This is a genomic window from Pseudoalteromonas sp. SWYJZ12, assembly GCF_015864395.1.
GTDB classification, from domain to species: Bacteria; Pseudomonadota; Gammaproteobacteria; order Enterobacterales; family Alteromonadaceae; genus Pseudoalteromonas; species Pseudoalteromonas arctica.
Map to the genome: position 1 here is coordinate 37920 of NZ_JADYXH010000008.1, position 23972 is coordinate 61891.

The following is a 23972-nucleotide window of genomic DNA, read 5'->3' on the forward strand; positions in this document are numbered from 1 at the left end:
AAACTAAAGCTGTCGATATTGTTCTTACAAATATATTAACTTTGATCTAACGCAATATTTAAGATGAAATAATATAAAAAGGATTATTTTTAGAAGATGACAAAGAGATTGGATTATTAAAAGAAGTACTTAAAGGCTATACATTGGGCTGAAATAGTAAATAACTCAGCCCAATGTATTTTTAGCTACAACCTTAAGGGTATAGCTATTGTTTTATTACTTTACAGTAAATTTTACGTCTTGGTCGCGTAATAAGTAAAGTGCAAAACACGCAGCCCACATTGGCCATGCAGTGAAAAATAATAAGTTGTTAAAGCCATCTATATACTGGTTGTACGAAGAAAGCGTAGATAAGCCATGCATTACAAAAATGATACCGTAAGTTATGCGCTTTTTAATACCCGCTAAAAATGCCAATACTAATACAAGTTGTAGAGCACCGATAACATAAGCAACTATGTCAGATGAGCCACTAATACCGTAAAAATGTTCAAAAATACGTGCGCTATGACCAGGGTTTACGAATTTATCGAACGTCCACATAACCATTACAATAAATACGCCTAAACGCAAAGATAAAAGTGACCATTGCAAACGGTTTTGCACATCAGAACTCATTGAACCTGTCATAAAATTTCCTTAAATGAATATTAATAAACGTTGAAGTAACCTAGACCGTATAAGTTATTTTTTATTTCAAAAAAATTTAATTATTTTAACTAAAAAAGTAATTAAGCTTTGTAGTAATAAAAGTGAAGCTTATTTTAGGAATTAAAAAATGCTGCGTAAAAGTTAACAACTTTAAAATGTTAGCAGGTGAAAAGTAGTCTATAATTAAAAAAGCCCATTAAAAGCAAATATTTACATTCACTCTAATACAATCGCTCTATTGATATTTTATCGACTGATAAAACTATAGTACTTAATTACCACCTTTATAATACATCTGTTTTGTTATGTTCTAAAAAACAAAAAGAATCGAAATTTTACTGAAATTTATTTTTAATCCTTTCGGTCTTTATCGCCAACAACATTTTAACCGTAGAGAGAAAACGTTTGAAACACGCATATTTAGCACTTTCCCTAGCCACCATATTAAATACACCACTGAATGCTTTTGCAGCCGAAGAATCAAAAACAACAAAAGATGGCGCAATAGAACGCATTGAGGTGGCAGGCCAAGTTATTAAATCTCAAGGTCTTTCGGTTAAAAACGCCACTGTAGACGGCCCTTTTGGCGACAACTTAGCCCTACAAGATATAGCCCGCTCAGTCACACCAATTTCAAGCGAGTTAATAGAGCAACTCAATATTACGACTTTACAAGACGTGCTCGCAGTAAGCCCTAATACATATTCAGCCAGTGGTTTTGGCGCACCTAGTTTACCTACTATTCGTGGGCAATTAGGTGAGCTTTTTCAAGATGGCACACGCCGCCAAGCCGGTAATAACGGCTTTGGTGTGCCCTTATCGTTCAACTCTATAGAACAGATAGATGTGGTAAAAGGCGCGCCGCCGGTATTATTTGGCTCAAGCCAACGCAACGGTGGTTTTGTAAACTTACATTCTAAAAAAGCATCAACTGACGAAAGTAAAGGCAAAGCAACGGTATCTGCAGGTCGATGGGATCAGTACAGTGTTTTAGTGGATTACAGTGCACCCATTGTAAAAGATAAAGTAGGTTTTAGAGTAAGCGCTGAACACATAGATAACGGCAGCTACTACGACTTTTCGGGCACAAAGAGCGACAGCTTATTTGCATCATTACGCGTATTACCCGATGACAAGAGCAGCTGGGATATTAACTTTGAGTTATACCAAGTTGAATTTACCGATAACGCAGGTATTAACCGCCCTACTCAAGCGCTAATAGATAATGGCCTTTATATTACCGGCCAAGGCGTGCAAGCAAACGGCAGTACTGTACCGGCAGCAGGTTCAATAATCTCACCAACTGGGCAAGTAAAAATAGATCGCAGTACAGTGCTTACCGACCCTGATAATCAAAACGAAGCCACTACTTATTTACTACACAGCATTTATAAGCGTGAACTTTCAAACAATGCATCAATAAAAAACATTACGTATTTTCAGCACTTACAACGTGAAGAAATTGCACAAAATAGCTTTGTTGAAATTATAGATGGTGCCGACACCGCGCAAAACCGTACCGAGCTTACCTATCTTTGGAATAGCGACCAGCAAACAATTTTTGCATTTGATGTGCGTTATAACCGCGTATTAGGCTACAGCCAATTTACAACAGAAGCCGATTTACCTATTGATTTAACTGGCCCACTTTCAAACCGCCGCATTCCTTTAACTGATGTACAACAAGCGCGTTTAATTGAAATTAGCCCAGGTGTATTTGTATCCCCTGGTGGTCAATATGATATTAATAATGACGGCAGTGGCGACTTTAACTTATCAGACACTACTGATTCGCGTTCATGGCAAACAGGTTTTGCTATTCAGCAAGATTCAGATTGGACAGATAAGTTTCATACAAGTGTTGGCTACCGCATTGATTTTTATGATGTAGACGCGCACGACCCAATAGCACCAGAGGGTGAAATTGCAGCTCGCGATAGCATTAACGATAAGCTACATTCTGGGCAAATAAGCTTTAACTACCGATTAAACGGTGATTACACCACTTATGGCGCAGCAAGTTACAACGAAGCCACATCAAATAGCATGGCTGGCGGCACGTCTCTTGGTAGCGACAACACGATTAGCGCGCAAAACTTTTCAACCGAAAATACCTTAGTTGAATTTGGTTTAAAATACGCACCAACCGACAGCGATTGGTACGCCGATGGAGCAGTATTCAGCCAACGTCGTAGTTTACGTAATCGCGATGGTAGCAATACCGGCATTCGTACTACCGGCTTTGAAAGCCAAGTATTTTATGATGCTTACCCTTATTGGCTAAGTGCTGGCTACAGCTATATTGATGCTCGCTACGATAATTCTGCAAGTAGCCAAGATTCAGCTCAAGTAGCCGATGCATTTGACAACTCACGTCCAGATATTATTGAAGGTACCAGTGTTGGCGCACCTAGCTTTACCGCTTTTGCACCTTCAAACACCCGTGTACAGGGTATCCCTGAGCAATCGTTCAGCTTTAACGGAAATTATTCAATTAATTCGAAATGGCAAACGGGTTTTTCAGGTCTATATACAAAGAGTTACCCATTAGACTTTTTGGCGTCAGTAAAAATTCGTGATCAGTACACACTAAACGTAAATACTAGCTATGCTTTTACGCCTAGTACCAAGTTACGATTAGATGTGAACAACGTAACGAATCAAAAAAACTGGCGCCCAGTATTTGAAGGCGGTTACTTTGGTGCAACTTTAGCTTTTCCTGAGTTGCCAATTAACGCCAAGCTTACGCTTACCCATAATTTTTAAAGACAAGTTTGAAAGAGAGAGAACATGATTAAAAAAATATTTCTATTATTGATTGCAGCGGCCGCCGTCGGCCTGTTCTTTCATTTTGACTTACACCAACTACTTACGCTTGATGGCTTAAAAGGATCGATGGATCAGTTTAACCAATACAAAGAGCAGTCACCATTACTAGTTATTGGTGGGTTCTTTTTACTATACGTAGTAGTAACTGCTCTCTCTTTACCGGGCGCGGCTATTTTGACACTTGCAGCAGGTGCATTATTTGGCTTAGTTGAAGGCTTATTGGTTGCATCTTTTGCCTCAACTATTGGCGCAACACTTGCCTTTTTAGTATCGCGTTACTTACTACGCGACACTATTAAACAACGTTTTCCTGAGCGCTTAGCCGCAATTGATGCAGGCGTTGAAAAAGAAGGTGGATTTTACTTATTTACTCTTCGTTTAGTGCCGGTGTTTCCGTTCTTTTTAATCAACTTACTAATGGGTGTTACTTCAATAAAGTCATGGACTTATTACTGGGTAAGCCAAGCAGGTATGCTCGCCGGTACATTTGTATTTGTTAACGCAGGTACACAACTGGCGCAAATAGAGAGCTTATCTGGAATTTTATCATTCAACTTAATCTTATCATTCGCTTTATTGGGTATATTCCCATTCATTGCAAAAGGAATCTTAAACGTGTTTAAAAAACGTCGCGTATACAAAAACTACACTAAGCCTAAAAAATTCGACCGTAACATGATTGTTATTGGTGCAGGCGCAGGTGGTTTGGTAACAAGTTATATTGCTGCTGCTGTTAAAGCAAAAGTAACCCTTATTGAAGCGGGCGAAATGGGCGGCGACTGTTTAAACTATGGTTGTGTTCCAAGTAAAGCAGTCATTAAAAGCGCTAAAATTGCAGAACAAATTCGCCATGGTGAAAACTACGGCCTAGAAAATGCGACACCGCAGTTTTCGTTCAAAAAAGTAATGGCACGTGTACACAAAGTAATTGCAGATGTAGCACCACACGACAGTGTTGAGCGCTACACCGACTTAGGCGTAGATGTAGTAAAAGGTTACGGTAAATTAATAGACCCGTGGACTGTAGAAATTAAACTTAACGACGGTGGCACGCAAACACTCACGGCGCGCACCATTGTAATTGCCACTGGCGCACGCCCATTTGTACCGCCACTACCTGGTATTGAAGAAACTGGCTATGTAACAAGCGATACATTGTGGAATAAATTTGCAGAATTAGATGAGGCACCTAAAAAACTTGTAGTACTAGGCGGTGGTCCAATTGGTAGCGAATTAGCACAAAGCTTTGCACGTTTAGGTTCAAGTGTTACGCAAATTGAAATGAGCGAACGCATCATGATCAAAGAAGACCTTGAAGTGTCTACTTTTGCTCACGAAGCGTTAACCGAAAGTGGCGTTAATATTTTAACATCGCACCAAGCACTTCGCTGTGAAACGCGCGATGGTAAAAAATATATTGTTGTTAAACATAACGACAAAGAAATAGATATTGAATATGACGAGCTATTATGTGCTGTTGGTCGAAGTGCGCGCCTAAAAGGTTACGGTCTTGAAGAGCTAGGCATTGAAACAAACCGCACAGTAGTAACTAACGAATACCTAGAAACACTGTACCCAAATATTTTTGCAGCAGGCGATATTGTAGGTCCATACCAGTTTACACATGTGGCAGCCCATCAAGGTTGGTACGCAGCGGTAAATGGCTTATTTGGTCACCTTAAAAAGTTTAAAGTAGATTACCGTGTTATTCCGTGGACTACGTTTATTGACCCAGAAGTTGCACGTGTTGGCTTAAACGAGCAAGACGCAAAAGACAAAGGCATAGACTACGAAATTACTCGCTTTGAATTTGAAGAGCTAGACCGTGCAATTACCGACAGCGCTACAAAAGGCTTTATTAAAGTGATTACACCCAAAGGCAAAGACAAAATATTGGGCGTTACCGTGGTATCTGAACACGCTGGCGATTTAATTGCTGAGTTTGTACTGGCAATGAAACACGGCTTAGGTCTTAATAAAATATTGGGTACTATACACAGCTACCCTACTTGGGCTGAAGGTAATAAATACGCAGCAGGTGAGTGGAAACGCGCTCATGCACCTGAAAAAGTGCTTAACTTGCTTGAAAAATACCACACTTGGCGTCGAGGTTAATTATGTTTAAAACACCTCTAAAAGCATTGCTACTTGGTTCGGCTTTAGTTGTAACATCGTTTGCAACGTCATTTTCAGCCCAAGCCCAAAACATGCACGATAGCTGGAATACATTGTTAAATAAGCATGTTGTCGCTATTAACCATAATCACAGTACTGAGGTTGATTACACTGCCATAAAACGTGAGCATGCCCAGCTAAAAACGTATTTAGATTCGTTAACGGCTGTAACGCAAAGCGAATTTGACGCATGGGAAAAGCCTAAGCAACTCGCTTTTTTAATCAATGCTTATAATGCGTGGACTGTTGAGCTTATTTTAACTAAGTACCCTGATCTCAAGTCAATTAAAGACTTAGGAAGCTTTTTTAGCTCACCATGGAGTAAAGAGTTTGTGCCATTACTTGGCAAAACTCGCAGCCTTGATGGTATAGAGCATGGTTTAATACGTGGCAGCGGTAAATACAACGACCCACGCATTCACTTTGCAGTAAATTGCGCGAGTATTGGTTGCCCAGCGCTTCGAGAAGAAGCGTATACAGCCACTGATTTAGAAAGCCAATTGCAAGAGCAAACAGTCCGCTTTTTATCAGATATGACACGCAATATGGCTCAAGAAAATACGCTAAGCGTGTCTTCAATATTTAAGTGGTACGGCGATGACTTTGAAAAAGGTTTTAGAGGTACAAACACGCTACAGCAGTTTTTCTTGCAATACAGCGATGCTCTTAAACTGATACCCGCTCAGCAAAAAGCACTTAAAAATGATGACATGAAAGTTAAATTTTTAGACTATAACTGGGATTTAAATGTTCGCCATTAAGTTTTGGCAAACACAGGCGCGATACAGCTTTTGCTGTGTCGCGTTTTGCGTTTGTACAATCGCAAATTTAGCTGTTTTTTCGAGCACTGCGTTTGCTAATACCGTTATTAACTCAAATAATAAAAGTAATTTAGTAATAAACACACAACAGGGATCTCGCTGGCAACAAGTTCAAACACTTGGTAGCAATCAATATGTATACTTTTATGCATGGGGTGGCGACGCGCAAATAAATGCTTATATTCAATGGGCAGCGCAGCAAGTTAAAACTAAGTACAACATTAACCTAGTGCATGTAAAATTAAGCGATACCAGCGAAGCAGTAAGCCGTGTACTTGCCGAAAAATCAGCAAACAATAACAACCAAGGCAGCGTAGATTTAATGTGGATCAACGGGGCTAACTTTGCCACCATGAGTGAGCACTCTCTGCTTTTAAAGCAATGGGCAAATAAACTCCCCTACTTTGCATTAACCGATCCGGCTAATAACCCTGCTGTAACCTTTGATTTTGGTTTACCTACCAATGGGATGGAAGCGCCATGGGGGCAAGCGTCACTTACATTTTATTACGACAGCATTGCAATAAATGGTAAGGCAAACAATAAATTGCCGACGACATTAAACGAATTATTGAACTGGAGCGCGCAAAACCCTGGTCGCTTTAGTTACCCAAAGCCGCCTGACTTTTTAGGTATGAGCTTTTTAAAATACGCCTTAGTTGTACTGCATCAGCAAAGCAGCGAAAATATTAAAGCGCAGCTAAACCAACCAGCTACAACTAAAAATACAGCGCAAGTGTTAAACCCACTGTGGGACTTTTTAGATAAATTACACCCAACTCTTTGGCGTGGTGGCACTCATTTTATGCAAAGTGGTGCTCAAATGCGCCGCTTAGTAGACGATACAGAGTTGAGTTTAGCCTTTACTTTTTCAGCACCTGAAGTACCGGCAGCTGTAAAACGCTATGATTTACCAAACAGCATTCGCAGTTACGCAATGAGTGATGGCAGTTTAAGTAATACCCATTTTGTGGCAATCCCTTACAATGCAAGCCACCAGCAAAGTGCGCAATTAGTGGCTAATTTTTTACTCAGCCCTGAAGCGCAAGCTCAAAAGCAAAAAGCGCATATATGGGGCGATAAAAGCGTACTTATTCAATCAACGTTAACGCCTGATCAGCAAGCCTTATTTAAAACAGCTAAACCGCATCCAACTGCACTGCCTTTAAACAGTATTAAACGCACATTGAGCGAACCTCATCCAAGCTGGGTAAACGCCATTATGCAAGGTTGGCAAACCCGTTATGGAGTAAGCCAATGAGCGTTATTTCAAAAAGTGTACCAGTAAATACCAAAGCAACAACGCAGTGCAGCACCGATATGTTTACGCGCATTGTAAAATTTAGCCCGCGATTTTTACTCGCTCTACTTATATTACCCGTACTTGGTGGCTTAATTAGCGTATTGCTGCCTGCCTTTGGTTATGCGCCCGTACTTGAGCAAACAACGTTTAGCTTGCAAGGTTTTAATGCCCTTTGGCAAACACCTGGCCTTACTCAAATGGTTACCTTAAGCGTTGCAACGGGCTTAATAAGTACTCTGCTTGCATTTATCATTACCTTAATGATTTTAGCTGCGTTTTTTAATAGCCCGTGGCTTAACCGAATTCAGCGTTTATTGAGCCCTATATTAGTGATACCTCATGCCGCCGCGGCTATTGCAGTAGGATTTTTAATTGCCCCTTCAGGTATGATTTCACGCTTAGCGTCGCCCTGGTTAAGCGGCTGGGAACTTGCGCCAAACGGCATATTTCCGCATGATTCGTTCGGTATTAGTATTATTTTAGGCTTAACACTCAAAGAGCTTCCCTTTTTATTACTAATGGCACTGGGCGTACTTGCTCAACCTGAGCTTGGCAAAAAATTACGCCAACAACATAAGGTTGCGCTTAACTTGGGTTATTGCCCAATGACCGCCTTTTTTAAAGTAATACTGCCAAGTCTTTATCCGCTACTGCGTTTGCCGCTTTTAGCAGTGCTTGCCTATGCAAGCGCAAGTGTAGAAATGCCTCTTATATTAGGCCCAAATACACCACCCACGTTGGCCGTTGCAATAATGCATTGGTTTAACGATGTTGATTTAAACCTGCGTATTAAAGCCTCAGCAGGTGCTTTATTACAACTGGCTGTTACAGGCGGTTTGTTAGCCCTTTGGCTTGGCGGGGAAAAGGCCGTAAAAGTGCTATTTAGCGACTCTCTCACTAATGGAGTGCGCGAATACGGCGGATTTTATTGGCAAAAAATAACGGTCGTACTCACCACATTAGTAATTAGCTTTATACTGTTGTCACTTATTGGTTTAGTTATGTGGTCGGTTGCAGGTTTTTGGCGCTTTCCAGATGCAATGCCTGAGCAATTTACACTACTGCATTTTAAAAGTGCGCTAATGCAAATGGGCAGTCCGCTTTTTAATACGCTAGCAATCGGTTTAGTAACCACACTATTTGCCATTATTCTTACTTTATTGTGTTTAGAATCAGAGCAGTTGAGTGACAAACCTATTTCTCGTTTTACCAGTTTAATTATTTACTTACCGTTATTAGTACCCAGTATTGCCTTTTTGTTTGGGCTAGTATGGATACAACAATTGGTAAATAACCAAGCCGCATTTTTTAATGTGGTACTTACGCATTTACTGTTTGTGTTGCCTTATGTGTTTTTGTCACTTGCGAGCAGTTATAGGCGCTTAGATCCTCGTTTTGCTCATGTTGCAGCAAGCCTAGGCGCAGCGCCATGCAAGGTGTTTTTTAAAGTAAAACTACCTCAGTTGTTTGCCCCTATTTTAATTGCAGCCGCACTGGGCTTAGCAATTAGTTTTGGACAATACCTCCCCACGCTTTTAGCTGGCGGCGGGCGCATAGCCACAATAACAACCGAAGCCGTTACGCTTGCTAATGGCGCAAGCAGACGCACCAGTGCCGTGTACGCTATTATGCAAATGGCGTTGCCACTTATTGGATTTATACTGGCATGGGTTTTACCTAAATATTTTTTCAAAAGTGCACGTGTTTAAACGTGCACATATTTAAAGCACCCATGTTTAACACTATCAGGGTTAAGGTTTTTTAATGCAGTCATCGTTACAGATTAAAAATTGTCAGCTTTATCGCCAAAATGAGCTGTTACTTAGCTTAAACGAGCAAGTTAATGGCGGTGAAATTCTGACTATTATGGGCCCATCAGGCAGTGGTAAATCAAGCTTATTAAATTGGCTTACGGGTACTTTACCAAGTAGCTTTAAGGCCAATGGTGAGGTGTGGCTTAATGGTCAAAATATCGATAACACCCCTCCACACTTGCGCCATATTGGAGTGCTTTATCAAGACGCTTTATTGTTTTCGCATTTAACTGTTGCTGGTAACATTGCCTTTGCAATGCCCAAAGGTAATAAAAAACAACGCCTTGAAAAAATAGAACACGCACTTGAGCAAGTAGGTCTTAAAGACATGGGCAATCGTCATCCCGATAACTTATCGGGCGGGCAACAAGCCCGTGTTGCATTATTACGTATGCTGCTGAGCGAACCTAAAGCCATTTTACTCGACGAACCCTTTAGCAAACTCGACACCCAGCTGCGTGTTGATACACGCGAACTCGTGTTTAGCCAAATACGCGATCATAAGCTACCTGCAATTATGGTAACTCACGACCATAGCGACGCCGACGCTGCAAGTGGCAAACTAATTACTTTAAGTAGCGCACTTTAAATACATAGCTTTAAACGCATAAGGCAAAAAACATGCTAGACAAATTTATCACCCCTATAATTAAGCCACTTTTAACACCTGTGGTTATGCTTATGCATAAACGCGGCATAACTGCCGATCAGCTAACCGTTGTAGGCTTTTTAGTTGGCTTATTAGCCGTGCCATTACTGGCATTTGAAATGTGGTACGGGGCATTAGTTGCCATTGCTTTAAATCGAATTTTAGATGGACTTGATGGCGCATTAGCACGCTATGCAAACCAAAGTTCAAGCGCGGGTGGCTTTTTAGATATCACACTCGACTTTTTATTTTACGCGGCTATTCCGCTTGGCTTTATTTTGGCAAACCCTGAGCAAAACGCGATAGCGGGATCGTTATTACTTGCCACTTTTATTGGTACGGGCTCAAGCTTTTTAGCTTTTGCGATTGCCGCCGAAAAATTTAAACTCGAAAAACCGCAATTTAAATACAAAAGCTTTTACTACTTAAACGGCTTAACCGAAGGCACTGAAACAATAGCGCTATTTATTGCATTTTGTATTTGGCCGCAGCACTTTGCGATTATGGCGAGCATTTTTGCTATTGCGTGTGGCATAACTATTTTTACCCGTATACATGGCGGTTATCACACGCTTAAGCAACAAGAAGCCGATGCTAACAAAGCAGCTGAAAACATGCCTAGCAGTGCAAATTCAGAGGTAATAAATGACTAATGAAGTATGGTGGCGACTCGGCTGCTTTTTTAGTGTTTTAATTATAATGATGCTGCTTGAATGGCAAAAGCCTGCTCGCCAAGCACCTATTAAAAGCAGTACACGTTGGTTTGCTAATTTTGGGTTAGTGTTTGCTTCATCAGTTATTGCGCGCTTAGTGGTCCCTATTGGGTTAACCGCCGTGGCACTTTACAATCAAGAGCACGGCATTGGCTTATTTAATCAAATAGCCCTACCAAGCATTATAATTATTATATTGAGCATACTTTTACTCGATATATTAATTTATTGGCAGCATAGATTATTTCATCAAGTGCCTATTTTATGGCGCTTGCACCGCGTACATCACGCCGATGCCCACGTTGATACAAGTACGGGCTTGCGCTTTCACCCTATCGAAATTGTACTGAGCATACTTATAAAACTCATTGCAGTAACTGCTCTTGGCGTACCTGCCATTGCGGTACTTATATTTGAAATAGCACTTAATGGTTTAGCATTATTTAATCATGCAAATATACGCCTACCTAATGCCATTGAAAAACCACTGCGTTTAATATTAATGACGCAAATATTACATAGAATTCACCATAGCCAAGTGGTTAGTGAAACTAACTCAAACTATGGTTTTAGTGTAATTTGGTGGGATAAATTATTTGGTAGCTACAAAGATAAAGCTAAAAAAACCGACGCAGATATAAATATTGGCTTAAAAGAATACCCAAGCCAAAAGCAAAATGCCTCGCTTTGGGGATTACTTTCAATGCCTTTTAAAAACAAGTAAAGACAAGCATATTTTATCTCATACGATACCAATCCACTTAAAATTACTTTTATGTAGATTGGTATAAACAAAATACTCTTTAAATACTATAAATATACCTGTAACTAACCTTTTAATTGTTAAGTCCTTTCCTACTTTTAGTCGTAAAAAATATTCCGTTCTTGCTCCCATCAAAAAATACAAACAACGTAACCATGTGTATAAAATGCAATTTATGTACAGTCTCAAATTGGTAAACTGGTCTTACCGTAAACTAATTGTAAATAAAATAAACAAATATGTTGACCATTTGCGTACTCCACAATATCATTTGTAAGCGCTTACAAAACACATATCAAAATGTAAGCGCTTACAGCATGAGAAAACAAAGCTCAAAAAACAATTAATCTGACAATAATCTGTTGAAACCGGGGTTCAGTTATGAACATTGAAACAACGCACATTACACGTTTACTTGCCGCTATCTCTTTAGTTACGTTAGCTGGCTGTGGTGGTGACTCTGCCACTAAATCAAATTTTGAAAATGTAGATGCCTCTGAGCCAGTATCAGATTGGCAAATGGTTTGGAGCGACGAGTTTGAAGGCTCAGCCATTGATACAAACAAATGGAACTATGAATTAAACTGCGATGGCGGTGGTAACAATGAGAAACAGTGTTACACCGACAGCGAGCAAAATGCATTTATTGCAGACGGTGTGTTAAACATTGTTGCCCTACCCGCTGAAGAAGGTGCAGAAAAACCTTACACTTCAGCGCGCTTAAATACGCGTTACAACGCCGACTTTACATATGGTCGCTTTGAAGTGCGCGCCAAACTTCCATCAGGACAAGGTAGCTGGCCAGCATTTTGGATGCTGCCAACTGATGAAGTTTACGGCACTTGGCCTCGTTCTGGCGAAATAGATGTTTTAGAATCAGTAAACCTTAAAACACCAGATGAAGATGGCGGTATAGAGTCTAGTATCCATGGCACCCTTCATTACGGACGCGCGTGGCCAGATAACAGCTACACAGGGCAAGAATACAAATTCCCTGAAGATACTAACCCGGCAGATGATTTCCACACGTATGCTGTTGAATGGCAAGAAGGTGAAATTCGCTGGTACGTAGATGGTTACCTTTATGCAACCCAGCGTCAATCTGAGGTTTTATACAATTCCAAAAATGAGCCTGCGGGCTTAAAACATCGTGGTTGGTTTGCAGAATACTTCGAGCAAGGTTCTGGCGAACTTACAACGCATTGGGATAGCGCACCATTTGATAAAGATTTTCACTTATTGCTAAACCTAGCAGTAGGCGGCGACTGGCCTGAAAACGTTAATGATTTAGGTGTAGACGCTAGCGCATTTGAAAATGGCCAAACTTTTGCTATTGATTACGTACGTGTTTATCAATGTGCATCAAACCCTGATACTGGTAAAGGTTGTGAAACCATTCGTCCAGGTTACGATAGCTTAGACGATGCCTTACTTGAGGGTGATGCACCAGTTCCTATAGCAGGAGGAGTTACTCCATTAACCATATTTGGTGATTCTTTTAATATTAATTGGCCTGCGTGGGATTGTTGCGGAGGCTCAACTCCTGCAGTAGTTGTTGATGAACAGCAAGGTAATACAGTTGAATTTAGTGTTGGTGAAAACCCAACTGTAAACGGTTTTATTTCAAGAGCGGCAAACATTACTGATGAAGCTGGTGTAGCCTCCCCTTTTGATGCTACGCCCCTGTTAGCACAAGGGTATTTTCAATTTAAAATGAAAGTAACTAGCGCACCTGCTGATGCAAACTCTACATGGGTTGTTAAGCTTGAAAGCACAGGAGACGTCCCTACTGCAGCCGAATTGCCTATTACCCAAAGCGTTGAAGGTATTGCGCCTGTTGCAGGTCAATGGCAAACATACACATTTAAATTAACCGACCTTGTTGCTGCAAACTTAGATATTAGCGCTATTGATGTAGTTATGATTTTCCCTGCTTGGGGAACTGGTAACGGTGCTGTTTATAGAGTTGATGATGTAAAAATTACGCAAGATTTCCCTGAACTTGATGTGTTCTCTGATACCCAAAATCTTGATTGGCCAATGTGGGACTGCTGTAGCGGCTCTACGCCAGTGGAAGCAATGGATGATGAACAACACGGTATAACAGCAGAATTTACTATAAATGATACGCCTACCGTAATGGGATTTAATAGCCGTACATCTGTTGGCGGGAGCGGCGAAGCATTTGATGCAAGCGCTATCATAACGGTTGGTCAAATTACGTTTGATATGAAAGTTACGAGTATGCCAAGCACACCTGATGCCCCATGGTTTTTCAAAGTTGAATCAAACGAAGGTGACTCTGAAGTAGAGCTTGCACTTACTGAAAGTGTTGAAGGCATTGCCCCTGTTTTAAACGAATGGCAAACATATACTTATACGCTTTCTGACTTATCGGCTGCCGGTTTAGATGTAAGTGCGATAGATGTATTAATGATTTTTCCTAATTGGGGCCAAGGTGCTGGCGCAGTATATCGTGTTGATAATGTAAAAATTTCAAACCCATAATTAAGATTTCACTGACAAAATTCTAGGTGTTTATACCAATTGCATTAAACAAGAGACCTATTATAGCGCTAAGAAAATAGCACAATAACAAGGCGAAAATTGTGACATATAGCTGTTCTATATGAATCATTTTTAACGCAGTTAGTGAGTTATTTAATGCGATAAAATGATCATGTTTTTAATAAAATTGGTATTACACAGCACCTTCACTCTTGAACAACATTTTATAAAGCAGAGCTATTATGAACACATTCAATTTTAAAAAGAGCCAACTTGCGGCTTCTGTGTCTCTCATCATTGCTGCGAGCACATTAAACACAGCTATAGCTGCAGAAGCAGAAGCAGACATATCAGCAAAGCCTGATGTAGAAATTATTGAAGTAAAAGGTATTCGTGGTTCACTTATTCGTTCTATGGATATGAAACGCGACTCTTCGGGTATTGTAGATGCTATCTCGTCTGAAGAAATGGGTAAATTCCCAGATACAAACTTAGCAGAATCATTACAGCGTATTACCGGTGTATCGGTAAGCCGCGCTAACGGTGAAGGTAGCCAAATTACAGTACGTGGTTTTGGTCCTGAGTTTAACTTAATAACCTTAAATGGCCGCCAAATGCCGGGCACAGGTTATACACGCTCGTATAATCTTGAAAACGTTGCCTCTGAAGGTGTAAGCGCGCTTGAAGTATTTAAAACTGCACGTGCAGACGTGCCAAGCGGTGGCTTAGGTGCAACGGTTAATATTTCTACTGCGCGCCCTTTTCAAAAGCCGGGTCAAAACTTTTCAGCTACCGTTAAAGCAAATCACGACTCGTCAAACGAAGCTGGCGATGACGTAACACCAGAGTTTTCTACTGTTTACAGCAATACTTTTGTAGATGACACTTTTGGTTTTGGTTTTTCATTTTCGCACCAAGAGCGTGACTTTCAAAAACAAAGTGCCAATATTCAAGGCTGGCAGGCAAACGTAGACTTACCTGAATTAGATAGCAGCAACGTCGTTGATAACCGCACAGATTCTGCAGGTAACTACTACTTCCCTAAAGACATGAACTACTCTATTGAAGATGTAGAACGTGAACGTACAAACGGACAAGTTACTTTTCAGTTTGCACCGGTAGATGGCTTTGTAGCCACACTTGATTACACTGCAAGTAAAGCAGTTACAGGTTCACAGAGTATTGGTTGGGGTATTTGGAACGACTTTGGTAGCAATATTAATGGCTACGAGCTTGATGAGAATGGCACTGCAGTATATGCAGATATTAGCGGTAATGACGCGTCATTCACAGCTAATAAAGGCACTTCAGAAGTAAAAGCGCGCTCTATTGGTTTAAACCTAGATTGGGAAATTAGCGACACGTGGCACGTAGAGCTTGATTACCACGACTCTAAAAACGAAACTGATAACGGCGCCGACAACGGGCTGGGAAGTGCAGGTCAAGTAATTTTAGGTTCTGATCAGCTAGCTAATAAAATTTATGATTACCGCACGGGCGAAGTACCCAGTGCACAAGTTAACTGGTTAAATGGCACAAGTGAATTAACGCCTGGCGAAATTGATTCAAACTTTAGTCAGTTTACTCACTCTCCAGGTGAATCAAACATTGAGCAATTACAGCTACACACAACATGGTATAACGAAAGTTATGACATTGGTTTAGTTAAAGTTAAATTTGGCGCATCACGCACTGAACAAAACACCGGTGGTTACACCGCGTGGAGTGGTTTAGTAGGTGGTCCAGGCTTTAACCCATCGTTCACAGAAATATTCCCAGATAGCATGTTTACTCGCCATGACACATCAGGATTATTAGATCAGTTTGATGGCGGCGGTAGCGATTTACAACCTAATTATTACTACACGTATGACTTTGACGAAGCTGTTGCACGCCAAATTGCGTATTTAACGGCTGATGTAACCGGTAGCGATGCATACGCCGCAAATGCCTATATGGATGGTATTGACAGCGAAAGCTACGTAGAAGAAATCACTAATAGCTTTTATGTTCAATCAAGCTGGGAATTTGACGTAAGTAACTACTACGTAAAAGTAAATGCAGGCCTACGCTATGAGCAAACAGACGTAACCAGTACTGTACGTCAACGCGTTGAGGATCAAGTTAATTGGATCAGCGCTTCTGAGTGGATCATGCAATACGCTGCTGGCGGCGATGATAACTTCTTAGAGCAACAAGGTGATTACGATGTTTTACTGCCTTCAATCGACGTAAGTGTTGATTTAACTGAAGACGTAGTTGCCCGCGTATCTTGGGGTAAAACAATGTCGCGTGCACCACTAGGTAATCTAGCCGGTGGCCGTAGTTTAACAGGCAGCCCAAAACCAGGTTCTCGTACAGGTAGCCAAGGTAATACAAACTTATTGCCGTTTGAATCAACAAACCTTGATTTATCACTTGAGTATTACTACGCAGAAGGCAGCTACGCGTCTGTTGGTTACTTTAAAAAAGATGTTGATAACTTTATTCAAACCACCATTACGCAAACCACTATTGATGGCTTGTATGATATTTTAAACGGCCCTCGTTACTTACAGGCCGTAAGCGATATTGAATCACTTGGTGAGCAAGCAACAACCGACGCTATTTTTGCACAAATGATTGCCAGCGGTTATGGTAATGCAAATGGCGTGATTGAACCAAGCAGCGACGATCCGCTAATTACATGGAATATTAGCCAGCCACAAAACACCGACAGTAAATCGGTAGATGGTTTTGAAGTTGCAGTTCAGCACTTAATTGGTGAAACCGGTTTTGGTATTGGTGTTAACGCAACATTTGTAGATGGCGACGTAGAATTTGATAGCGAAAGCCTAGATCAACAAGCACCGCTTACGGGCTTAAGTGACTCTGCTAACTTCCAAGGCTTTTACGAAAAAGACGGCCTATCCGTTAAAATTACTTACGCGTGGCGCGACTCATACCTAATTGGTGTTGGCCAAGCGCAAGGTTCAGCTGATGCGCCTCCGCAATATGCTAAAGCGTATGGCCAATGGGATATGAGCGTTAACTACGATGTAAACGAAAACGTAACGGTATTTTTTGATGGCATAAACTTAAACAATGCAACCGAAGAAGGTTACGGACGTTACGAAGAGCAGTTCTTATTTGCTAATCAATACGGTCCTCGTTACTCAATTGGTGCTCGTTACACGTTCTAACTAAATTTCCTTTAGGAAAAATGCAAAAAACCGCTCACTGAGCGGTTTTTTATAACGCTTTTATTTGCTCAAGCAACACATTAGTTGTCCAATCAATGCCGTTATATGCAATATCAGGTTGTAGTAAGCTCTTTTTCCTTGTGCCCTATCAACAAAAACCTTGTTAGAATAATTACTTTATCTATTCCTTTTAAAACGTTGCAATGGCTAGTTTAAGTATTTACCTTTCATTAAATTAACCTAACTCATTGAGATGGTCGTAAACGATGAGAAGTTCGAGGAAATAAAAAAGGCGCAATTTGCACTTCTAAAAGAACCTTTAAAATAGCTGAAAAAGGCATTAACACTAAAAATTACAATTTAGTTGTTCCGTACAGCCTGTACCCAAATACAAACTGCGAAAAGCTAAGTGTCTTACTTTATTTGCTTCAATAGCTAACGTGATCTCGGTGGGGATTTGAGTGAAAATTTTATGCTTAAGTAAACTCACCAAAAGTTAAAGAGATAAAAAATCCAATACTGCACGATTTACTTGTTCAGCTTGATCGACTGTTAAAAAATGTCCCGCATCTTGAATCTGTATAGTCTGAACTTTTTTCAGCATTTTATTTGCCCGCTCAAGACTATCTCGATTGTTCATTATGTCATTATCGCCAATCATCACTAATGTAGGCAAAGTAATTTGTTGAAGCTGCTGATCTGAAAATGGTCGCATTTCGGTGATTAAACCTGGTACTGGATTATCATCAAGTGCTGCCACATATTGATCCAAGTAAATAGGGTTAATCATGTGTACTTTGGTAGACAAAGTTTTTAAGCTCTCTTGAACCTCATCGCGTACAGGGTTTAACGTAAACAGAATACTCGACAATAAGTCACCGCTTAGCTCAATCCAACCGAACGTTTGCGCAGGGCTAAGTAACACCAAAGTTTGAATGCGCGACATTTCATTATTTGATTCTGCTAGTGCAATTGCAGTCGCCTGCCAACCTCCCCGCGAGGCACCAACTAGATTTAGCGAGTCCAATTGCAATAGATCAAATAATTCTTGATACCAACTTACCACTTGAGCCATTCCTGAAATATCGGCATTAGCAAGTGAACCTCCAGAACCAAGTAAATCGTCAATGGCATAAACCCGATAATGTTCGGCTAGCGCCGCTATATTTGGGTACCACATAGCTGAGTTCGCTTGCATACCATGCAGTAGAACAACAGCCTCAGCATCTTCTGGCCCTGCTACTATAACCCGAGCCTGACCAAGTGAAGTAGGAATACTAAGCTCGCGATAAGCTACTGGCCACAAACTTAAAGCACGACGATAAAGCTGCTCATTAGATAATGTTTTAGCCGATAGTTTTTGTAACTTAGCGTTCTCTATATGACGTTCAGGTATCAAATAAGCCTGTTGCTCAGGAGCCACTGTTACTTTATCGTCAAACCAATCGCACCCAACCAGTAATGTCAGTGTGGTAAGTATCGCGAACGTGCCTATCCAGATTTTCATCTACACTCCTGTATATAAGATGCATTGGTATTTTTAGTATGAGGGAGAGTTTGGCCCTGCCTATTTACTTGTATTAAAATCATAATTCGTTATGTTACTTTTAATGTCTCAATCCTATCTAAAAATTAGTCTCGACTCGATTGTGTAGTGGTTTTCTAAGCTAAACACCCATCTTAATTTAAAAAATAAGATAATACTTCTAAATTTGTTTTTTAGCCTGGGTATTTGTCTTTTATTGCTTGGTTGCTCTCATATAATCAATTAAATATGCCATTGTTGCTATTAAACCCGAATTACACGCATGAAAATAACTGCAGGGTTGCCGTTTTAACTTTTACCGAATGGTTTTTAATTTATGCGAATAGCTTTTCGCAGTTGCTAATATTTGATCGCCGTTTCTGCTTTAAGTTTTCACAGTAACTTGCTTGTGAAGTGGGCACCATGAAATACGCGCGTAAATTGTGTGGTGAGCTTTAACCCGTTTTCGGGGGTAATGTTGACTTTTTCGAGTAAGGGTTAATGTGTACTTTCAATATACCCTCGTTTGGCTTCTCATATACAGCGCCCCGTTAGTTCAACAAGTTCAAGGTACGATGTAAGCTCAAACGGTAGTCCTTTTGCCATTGCTTGACGTGGCTGAGTTCCTATTTGGGTTCAATTGCTACTTTTTTTTAGTTTTGCGAGCTCTCTTGATTTAACCTTTAGCACTTTAATTTTAGCGCCGTACCAATTAGCCATAGGAGCTGCTGCAATACCGTGTATTAAAGTGCTCATCCATACAGCGTTAATCGCAACAATTAAAACTGAGTGACCGTACTGGCCTAAAATATCTTTAGAAATAATAAGTGCAAAAAGCGCTGTGGCAAGACCTCGTGGTCCAAAGAACCCCATAAACACTTTTGTTAATACTTTAGCTTTAGTGCCAATTAACGATAGGTAAATAGCAAGAGGCCGTACAATAAATATACTCACTAAAATATAACCAACAACAGGGAGGGTTAAATTCTCAACAGCTGAAGGAAGTAAGCCAAGTCCAATAATAACAAACGAAGTCCATATTAATATTTGCCCTTCGCTTTCAGTAAATTGGTATATAAATCGACAATGGCCTTTTACAATATTACCAAAGGCTAAACCTGCAACAAACGCTGATATAAATCCATTTCCGCCCAGTAAACTTGCCATTAGGTATGATGTGCCGGTAAGTGCTAAAACACCAATGCCTTCATATATAGTCGATGATATTTTTTTTGACTCAGAGTATAAAAATAAACGTCCGCTCGAGAACCCCATAAATGCGCCAACCAAAATACCTATAAATATTTGGCTAAATCCAAACACTAACCATGACATTTCATTTTCTTGAGAACCGGTTTCCATAGCAACTATACTGGCAAAAAATAAAATGACAGGTAATGCCAGTCCGTCATTTAAACCGCTCTCAACTGATAAACTTTGTCGCTCGTTTAAAGGTACGCTCTCATTGCTAACAACAGCTTGCCCTAAAGCCGCATCAGTCGGTGCTAAAATTGCCGCAACTAGGGCTAGCATAGCCCAAGGCCACTGTGGGAAAAACAAATAAGCAAAGCCTGTACCAATCAAAATACTCAACGGCAAGCCTATCAATAGCATTCTTAAAGGCCATGTATTTTGCCTTTTTAATCTGCGTAGGTTTATTTGTGAAGCATCTAAAAACAATAATACAACTAGCGATATTTCTGCTATTAAATACACGGTTTCATGTGCATCGCCTATATTAATAAGTCCAGCCTGAGATACGGCAAAACCAATACCTAAAAATACCATTGGCGCCGTGATAATAGTGGTAGAGAGTTTTTTTGCTAGCATAGAGTAAGCACTAACTGAGAAAAGAAGAATGAGTAATCCTATTTCCATTGGGAGATCCTATTAGGCGTGGCTTAGTATTTTTATTAGAAAATATCAGGGCTGGGGTTAGTTATATTAAATCAGCACAATTTATTGAGTTAATTTGTATTCGTTTACTTAATCTAAAATAATAACCGGCACCTAAATAGCATTAGCCTGCCGGTTACGTTTAACCTTTAACTTTTAACCTTTAATATACAAAAACTTACTTAGCAGCTGCACGTTTTGCGTCTAATCCAAGCAACTTATCAATAGATAAAAAGCCAGGTCCACGAGCAAAAATCACTAATAATGAAACAGCCCACCACGATGCCGGATTAATCCAATGATCCAGTGTAGGAAAAACAGCAAGCTGAATAAACATTGTCATACCAATAAGGCCTAACGCTGCAAAGCGAGAAAACAAACCGATAATCAGTAATATTGGGAGTAACACTTCAACAACACCAGCAACCACAGCAAGTGTTTCAATTGCTTTTACAAGGAATGAGCCATCAACATAATCTAATGTTTTTGGATCACAAAGCTGCAAGGCACCTTCTCTAACAGGATCAGGACAGAAAAATTCGTATTTAAATAGGTCGTATTTATCAACATTAAATTGTAAAAAGCCATCCCATTTGCTCAAACCAGAGTCTAGGAATACTTTAGCGACCATAAAGCGAAGAAAAAACAGCGCTATGGGCTCTAAGAACCGCGATAACTGCTCTCCCATCTGCACGTACAGTTGTTGTATTTTTTTTATCATGCCCATATTTATTCCTACTCTTGTGATGTACTAATTGATTTGGATTTCTAATAATTCATTTTGTAAGCATGCTGTAAAAGCCTCGCTCACTTCAAAGTTTTCATCTACTGTTATTGCTGCATCAAAAGCTTCACCCAACGACCTACCTGTACCTTGTAGGGCCTGCATAAGTTTAACTTCAGCAGCGCAAAGGGAACGGGCTTGCACCGCACCTTGCAAGCGCCATAACATAATAAAATCCTCAGTAGAGGATTTAGTTACAGCGACATCATTATTATTTGTTTTTAGCGAAATCCATTCAAAAAATGCGCCTTCACTCACACTAAGTAGCAGTACACTGGGGTTAAGCTTTACATTAAGTTCAGTAAGCTCAGTACCTTGTTCCATTAGTTGAGTAACATATTCTATAGTTAAAGTTTCAGTTGAATCAGCGCTCATCAAACTCATTAGCCACGCGTAATCTAAATGCGCAATATCAACTAAGTTCGTATATAAACTTAATGTACTTAGCTGATTTACAGTGACTTCAAAAATATGCTGATTTTCAATTTCACTATCTTTAATCAAGCCTGCAACAAAGTCTGGAAAGCTTAATCCATATCCCACCAAAGTGCCCTGCTCTGGCGGAAAGCGGTCAACATAAAGTCGTGCCATTTTACGAAAGTTCTCACTGCCTACTTTTTTTTCACACATAGGAAAGTTAGCTATCAATGCATCAACGCAGCCTTTGTAAAACCCGTTTCTATACACAGCTAATCTTTTAATGTGCGATGGATTTTCGCAAAAATGCTCCATTGCATCTGGATCGCCCGTTCGCAAATAGCGAGTAAAAGCATCAATATATTGATTGGTACTCATCAGCGAACCACTTCTTTATGAGATATATTTAAGCGACTTTGTAACTCGCTTTGATTCAAATAGTTTTGCGCAGTTTCTCGCTCGCTCATAAGCTCTTCAAACGATGGAATATTAGCATCTCGCTCAACAAGTACTGGCCGCTGACCAAATATCTCAATTGCTTGTTCTAGCAAATCCCATACAGGGGTTGCCACCGGTGCTGCATGGCTGTCTATCAATAGTGACTGACCAAGAGCTGGATCAGGATCGTGCCCTGCAATATGAATTTCTCCAACAAGCTCAGCGGGGATCTGCTTTAAATAATCAAGCGCATCAATACCCGTGTTTTTACTACTGATATATAAGTTATTAATATCGATTAGTAAGCCACAACCAGAACGCTTAGCTGCCTCAACTAAAAACTGAGGTTCATCCATATCACTTATAAAATCTAAATAGTTACTTGGGTTTTCTACTAAAATTGACCGACCTATGCCCGTCTGGTAACAATCAATCCCATTAATTAAAGACTCAAGTGCATCTTGGGTGCGAGGTAAAGGCATTAAGTCTGCAAAATATTTTCCGTCAGACTTAGACCACACTGCATGTTCAGATACCAGTGCTGGTTGAAACTCATCAATCAACGCTTTTACTCGTTTAGTATGAGCAAGCATAGCTTTATGATCAGAGCCTAACGAACCACCAACACCATGAAAACTAATATCAAAATTTTCACGTACAGCTCTCAAATAATTTAACCGAGGTCCACCTGCTACAAAATAATTTTCTGTGTGCACTTCAAACCAAAGATTATTATTTGTAGATGGCAGCTCTACCTGTAAAGCTAAAATGTCGTCAAGATGTTCTGGTTTTAAACTAAGGCCTGCACCTAATAGCTCCCCAGCAACAATGCACTGGGGAAAACCTGCTTTATTAACCTTCAAGCGAGCCTTTACCATTAGGAGTTACAACTGATTCGCATACACCTTTAGGTGCGTAGGTCCATGCATTAGCTTGGAAGTCTGTAGTTGAAGTGCCTTCACAACTTGTTCCTGCACCTGCTTTACAATCATTTTCACCAGCTAAAGCAATACCAAAACATTTATCTTTACGACCGCGAACTTTATCACCAGCTACCCAGCCTTTAAATTGCTCTTGTACTTTTGCTGAAGCACCTTCTGCAACGGTTAATTGACTATTAGGACCAGCTACAGCACCCGCGCTTAAAACTGCTGCTGATGCGCCGATTAATAAAGCCTTAGTTAAATTTACTTTTTTCATTTTTATGCTCCGGATTAAAATATTTTTTCTTGTTTTATCAATGATTGTTAATAACACCAATCCGCAATAATACTTAATCATTTTGCGGGGCTAAACGTGTCGCTACCTGCGTTAAAAAATTCTCATTTAGAACAACTAAATAGCGAATTTTTTGCCTAGCTATCAACACGTTTTTCCATCCTCAAAATAAATCACTTAATTAAGCGAATTGGTATAAAAACATTCATACTTTGATAAACAAGCACAATGGAGATAAGCAATATCGCCGTTTTATCAATTTAATAGACCTATCGTTCTTATAAAA

17 protein-coding genes and 1 pseudogene are annotated in these 23972 nt (G+C 40.1%); 10 read left to right on the forward strand and 8 right to left on the reverse strand.

Annotated features, from left to right (window positions below; translation table 11 throughout):
* Positions 1–216: 216 nt before the first annotated feature.
* Complete coding sequence (locus I6F42_RS11195; RefSeq protein ID WP_007581772.1) at positions 217–630, reverse strand: hypothetical protein; 414 nt, start codon at positions 628–630, stop codon at positions 217–219.
* A gap of 426 nt (positions 631–1056) precedes the next feature.
* On the opposite strand from I6F42_RS11195, the gene I6F42_RS11200 reads away from it, so the two are divergent.
* From I6F42_RS11200 to I6F42_RS11245, 10 genes are all read left to right on the forward strand, one after another.
* Complete coding sequence (locus tag I6F42_RS11200; protein ID WP_197152165.1) at positions 1057–3417, forward strand: TonB-dependent siderophore receptor; 2361 nt, start codon at positions 1057–1059, stop codon at positions 3415–3417.
* 24 nt (positions 3418–3441) lie between these two features.
* A complete protein-coding gene (locus I6F42_RS11205; protein ID WP_197152166.1) occupies positions 3442–5595 on the forward strand; it encodes an FAD-dependent oxidoreductase in 2154 nt (717 codons plus the stop codon).
* 2 nt (positions 5596–5597) lie between these two features.
* The gene (locus I6F42_RS11210) at positions 5598–6416 is read left to right on the forward strand and encodes a DUF547 domain-containing protein (protein WP_197152167.1); all 819 of its coding nucleotides are present in this window, start codon (positions 5598–5600) and stop codon (positions 6414–6416) included.
* On the forward strand, positions 6403–7737 hold the full coding sequence (locus tag I6F42_RS11215; protein WP_197152168.1) for an ABC transporter substrate-binding protein: 1335 nt from the start codon (positions 6403–6405) through the stop codon (positions 7735–7737). Before I6F42_RS11210 ends, I6F42_RS11215 begins: the two co-directional genes overlap by 14 nt.
* Positions 7734–9488, forward strand: a complete 1755-nt coding sequence (locus I6F42_RS11220) for an ABC transporter permease (protein WP_197152169.1) — start codon at positions 7734–7736, stop codon at positions 9486–9488. Before I6F42_RS11215 ends, I6F42_RS11220 begins: the two co-directional genes overlap by 4 nt.
* A 55-nt stretch (positions 9489–9543) precedes the next feature.
* Positions 9544–10182 carry an ATP-binding cassette domain-containing protein gene (locus I6F42_RS11225; RefSeq protein WP_024592912.1) on the forward strand — a complete coding sequence of 213 codons (639 nt, stop codon included), beginning with the start codon at positions 9544–9546 and terminating at the stop codon, positions 10180–10182.
* A 32-nt stretch (positions 10183–10214) separates the two neighbouring features.
* On the forward strand, positions 10215–10895 hold the full coding sequence (locus I6F42_RS11230; protein ID WP_197152170.1) for a CDP-alcohol phosphatidyltransferase family protein: 681 nt from the start codon (positions 10215–10217) through the stop codon (positions 10893–10895).
* The gene (locus I6F42_RS11235; protein WP_197152172.1) at positions 10888–11679 is read left to right on the forward strand and encodes a sterol desaturase family protein; all 792 of its coding nucleotides are present in this window, start codon (positions 10888–10890) and stop codon (positions 11677–11679) included. Before I6F42_RS11230 ends, I6F42_RS11235 begins: the two co-directional genes overlap by 8 nt.
* A gap of 420 nt (positions 11680–12099) precedes the next feature.
* Entirely contained in the window at positions 12100–14226 is a 2127-nt protein-coding gene (locus tag I6F42_RS11240) for a glycoside hydrolase family 16 protein (RefSeq protein ID WP_197152174.1), read from the forward strand.
* A gap of 242 nt (positions 14227–14468) precedes the next feature.
* The gene (locus I6F42_RS11245; RefSeq protein WP_197152176.1) at positions 14469–17408 is read left to right on the forward strand and encodes a TonB-dependent receptor; all 2940 of its coding nucleotides are present in this window, start codon (positions 14469–14471) and stop codon (positions 17406–17408) included.
* 496 nt (positions 17409–17904) lie between these two features.
* Here the strand turns inward: I6F42_RS11245 and I6F42_RS11250 are convergent, their stop codons facing one another.
* The 7 genes and pseudogenes from I6F42_RS11250 to I6F42_RS11275 form a co-directional block, all read right to left on the reverse strand.
* Positions 17905–18915, reverse strand: a complete 1011-nt coding sequence (locus I6F42_RS11250) for an alpha/beta fold hydrolase (RefSeq protein WP_197152179.1) — start codon at positions 18913–18915, stop codon at positions 17905–17907.
* Positions 18916–19268: 353 nt separating this feature from the next.
* Positions 19269–19551: pseudogene (locus I6F42_RS20350) on the reverse strand (transposase); the annotation flags it as partial.
* Positions 19552–19569: 18 nt separating this feature from the next.
* A complete protein-coding gene (locus I6F42_RS11255) occupies positions 19570–20811 on the reverse strand; it encodes a sodium:proton antiporter (protein WP_197152181.1) in 1242 nt (413 codons plus the stop codon).
* Positions 20812–21007: 196 nt separating this feature from the next.
* A complete protein-coding gene (locus tag I6F42_RS11260; RefSeq protein WP_024610876.1) occupies positions 21008–21556 on the reverse strand; it encodes a DoxX family protein in 549 nt (182 codons plus the stop codon).
* Between the two features lie 24 nt (positions 21557–21580).
* Entirely contained in the window at positions 21581–22408 is an 828-nt protein-coding gene (locus I6F42_RS11265; protein WP_197152183.1) for a DNA-binding domain-containing protein, read from the reverse strand.
* Positions 22408–23331: a DUF692 domain-containing protein gene (locus I6F42_RS11270; RefSeq protein ID WP_197152184.1), complete on the reverse strand. Its 924-nt coding sequence runs from the start codon at positions 23329–23331 to the stop codon at positions 22408–22410. Before I6F42_RS11270 ends, I6F42_RS11265 begins: the two co-directional genes overlap by 1 nt.
* Positions 23321–23668 (reverse strand): DUF2282 domain-containing protein, encoded by a 348-nt coding sequence (locus tag I6F42_RS11275; RefSeq protein WP_024591926.1) that lies wholly within the window; start codon positions 23666–23668, stop codon positions 23321–23323. The genes I6F42_RS11270 and I6F42_RS11275 overlap by 11 nt, the downstream gene beginning before the upstream one ends.
* Positions 23669–23972 lie beyond the last annotated feature (304 nt).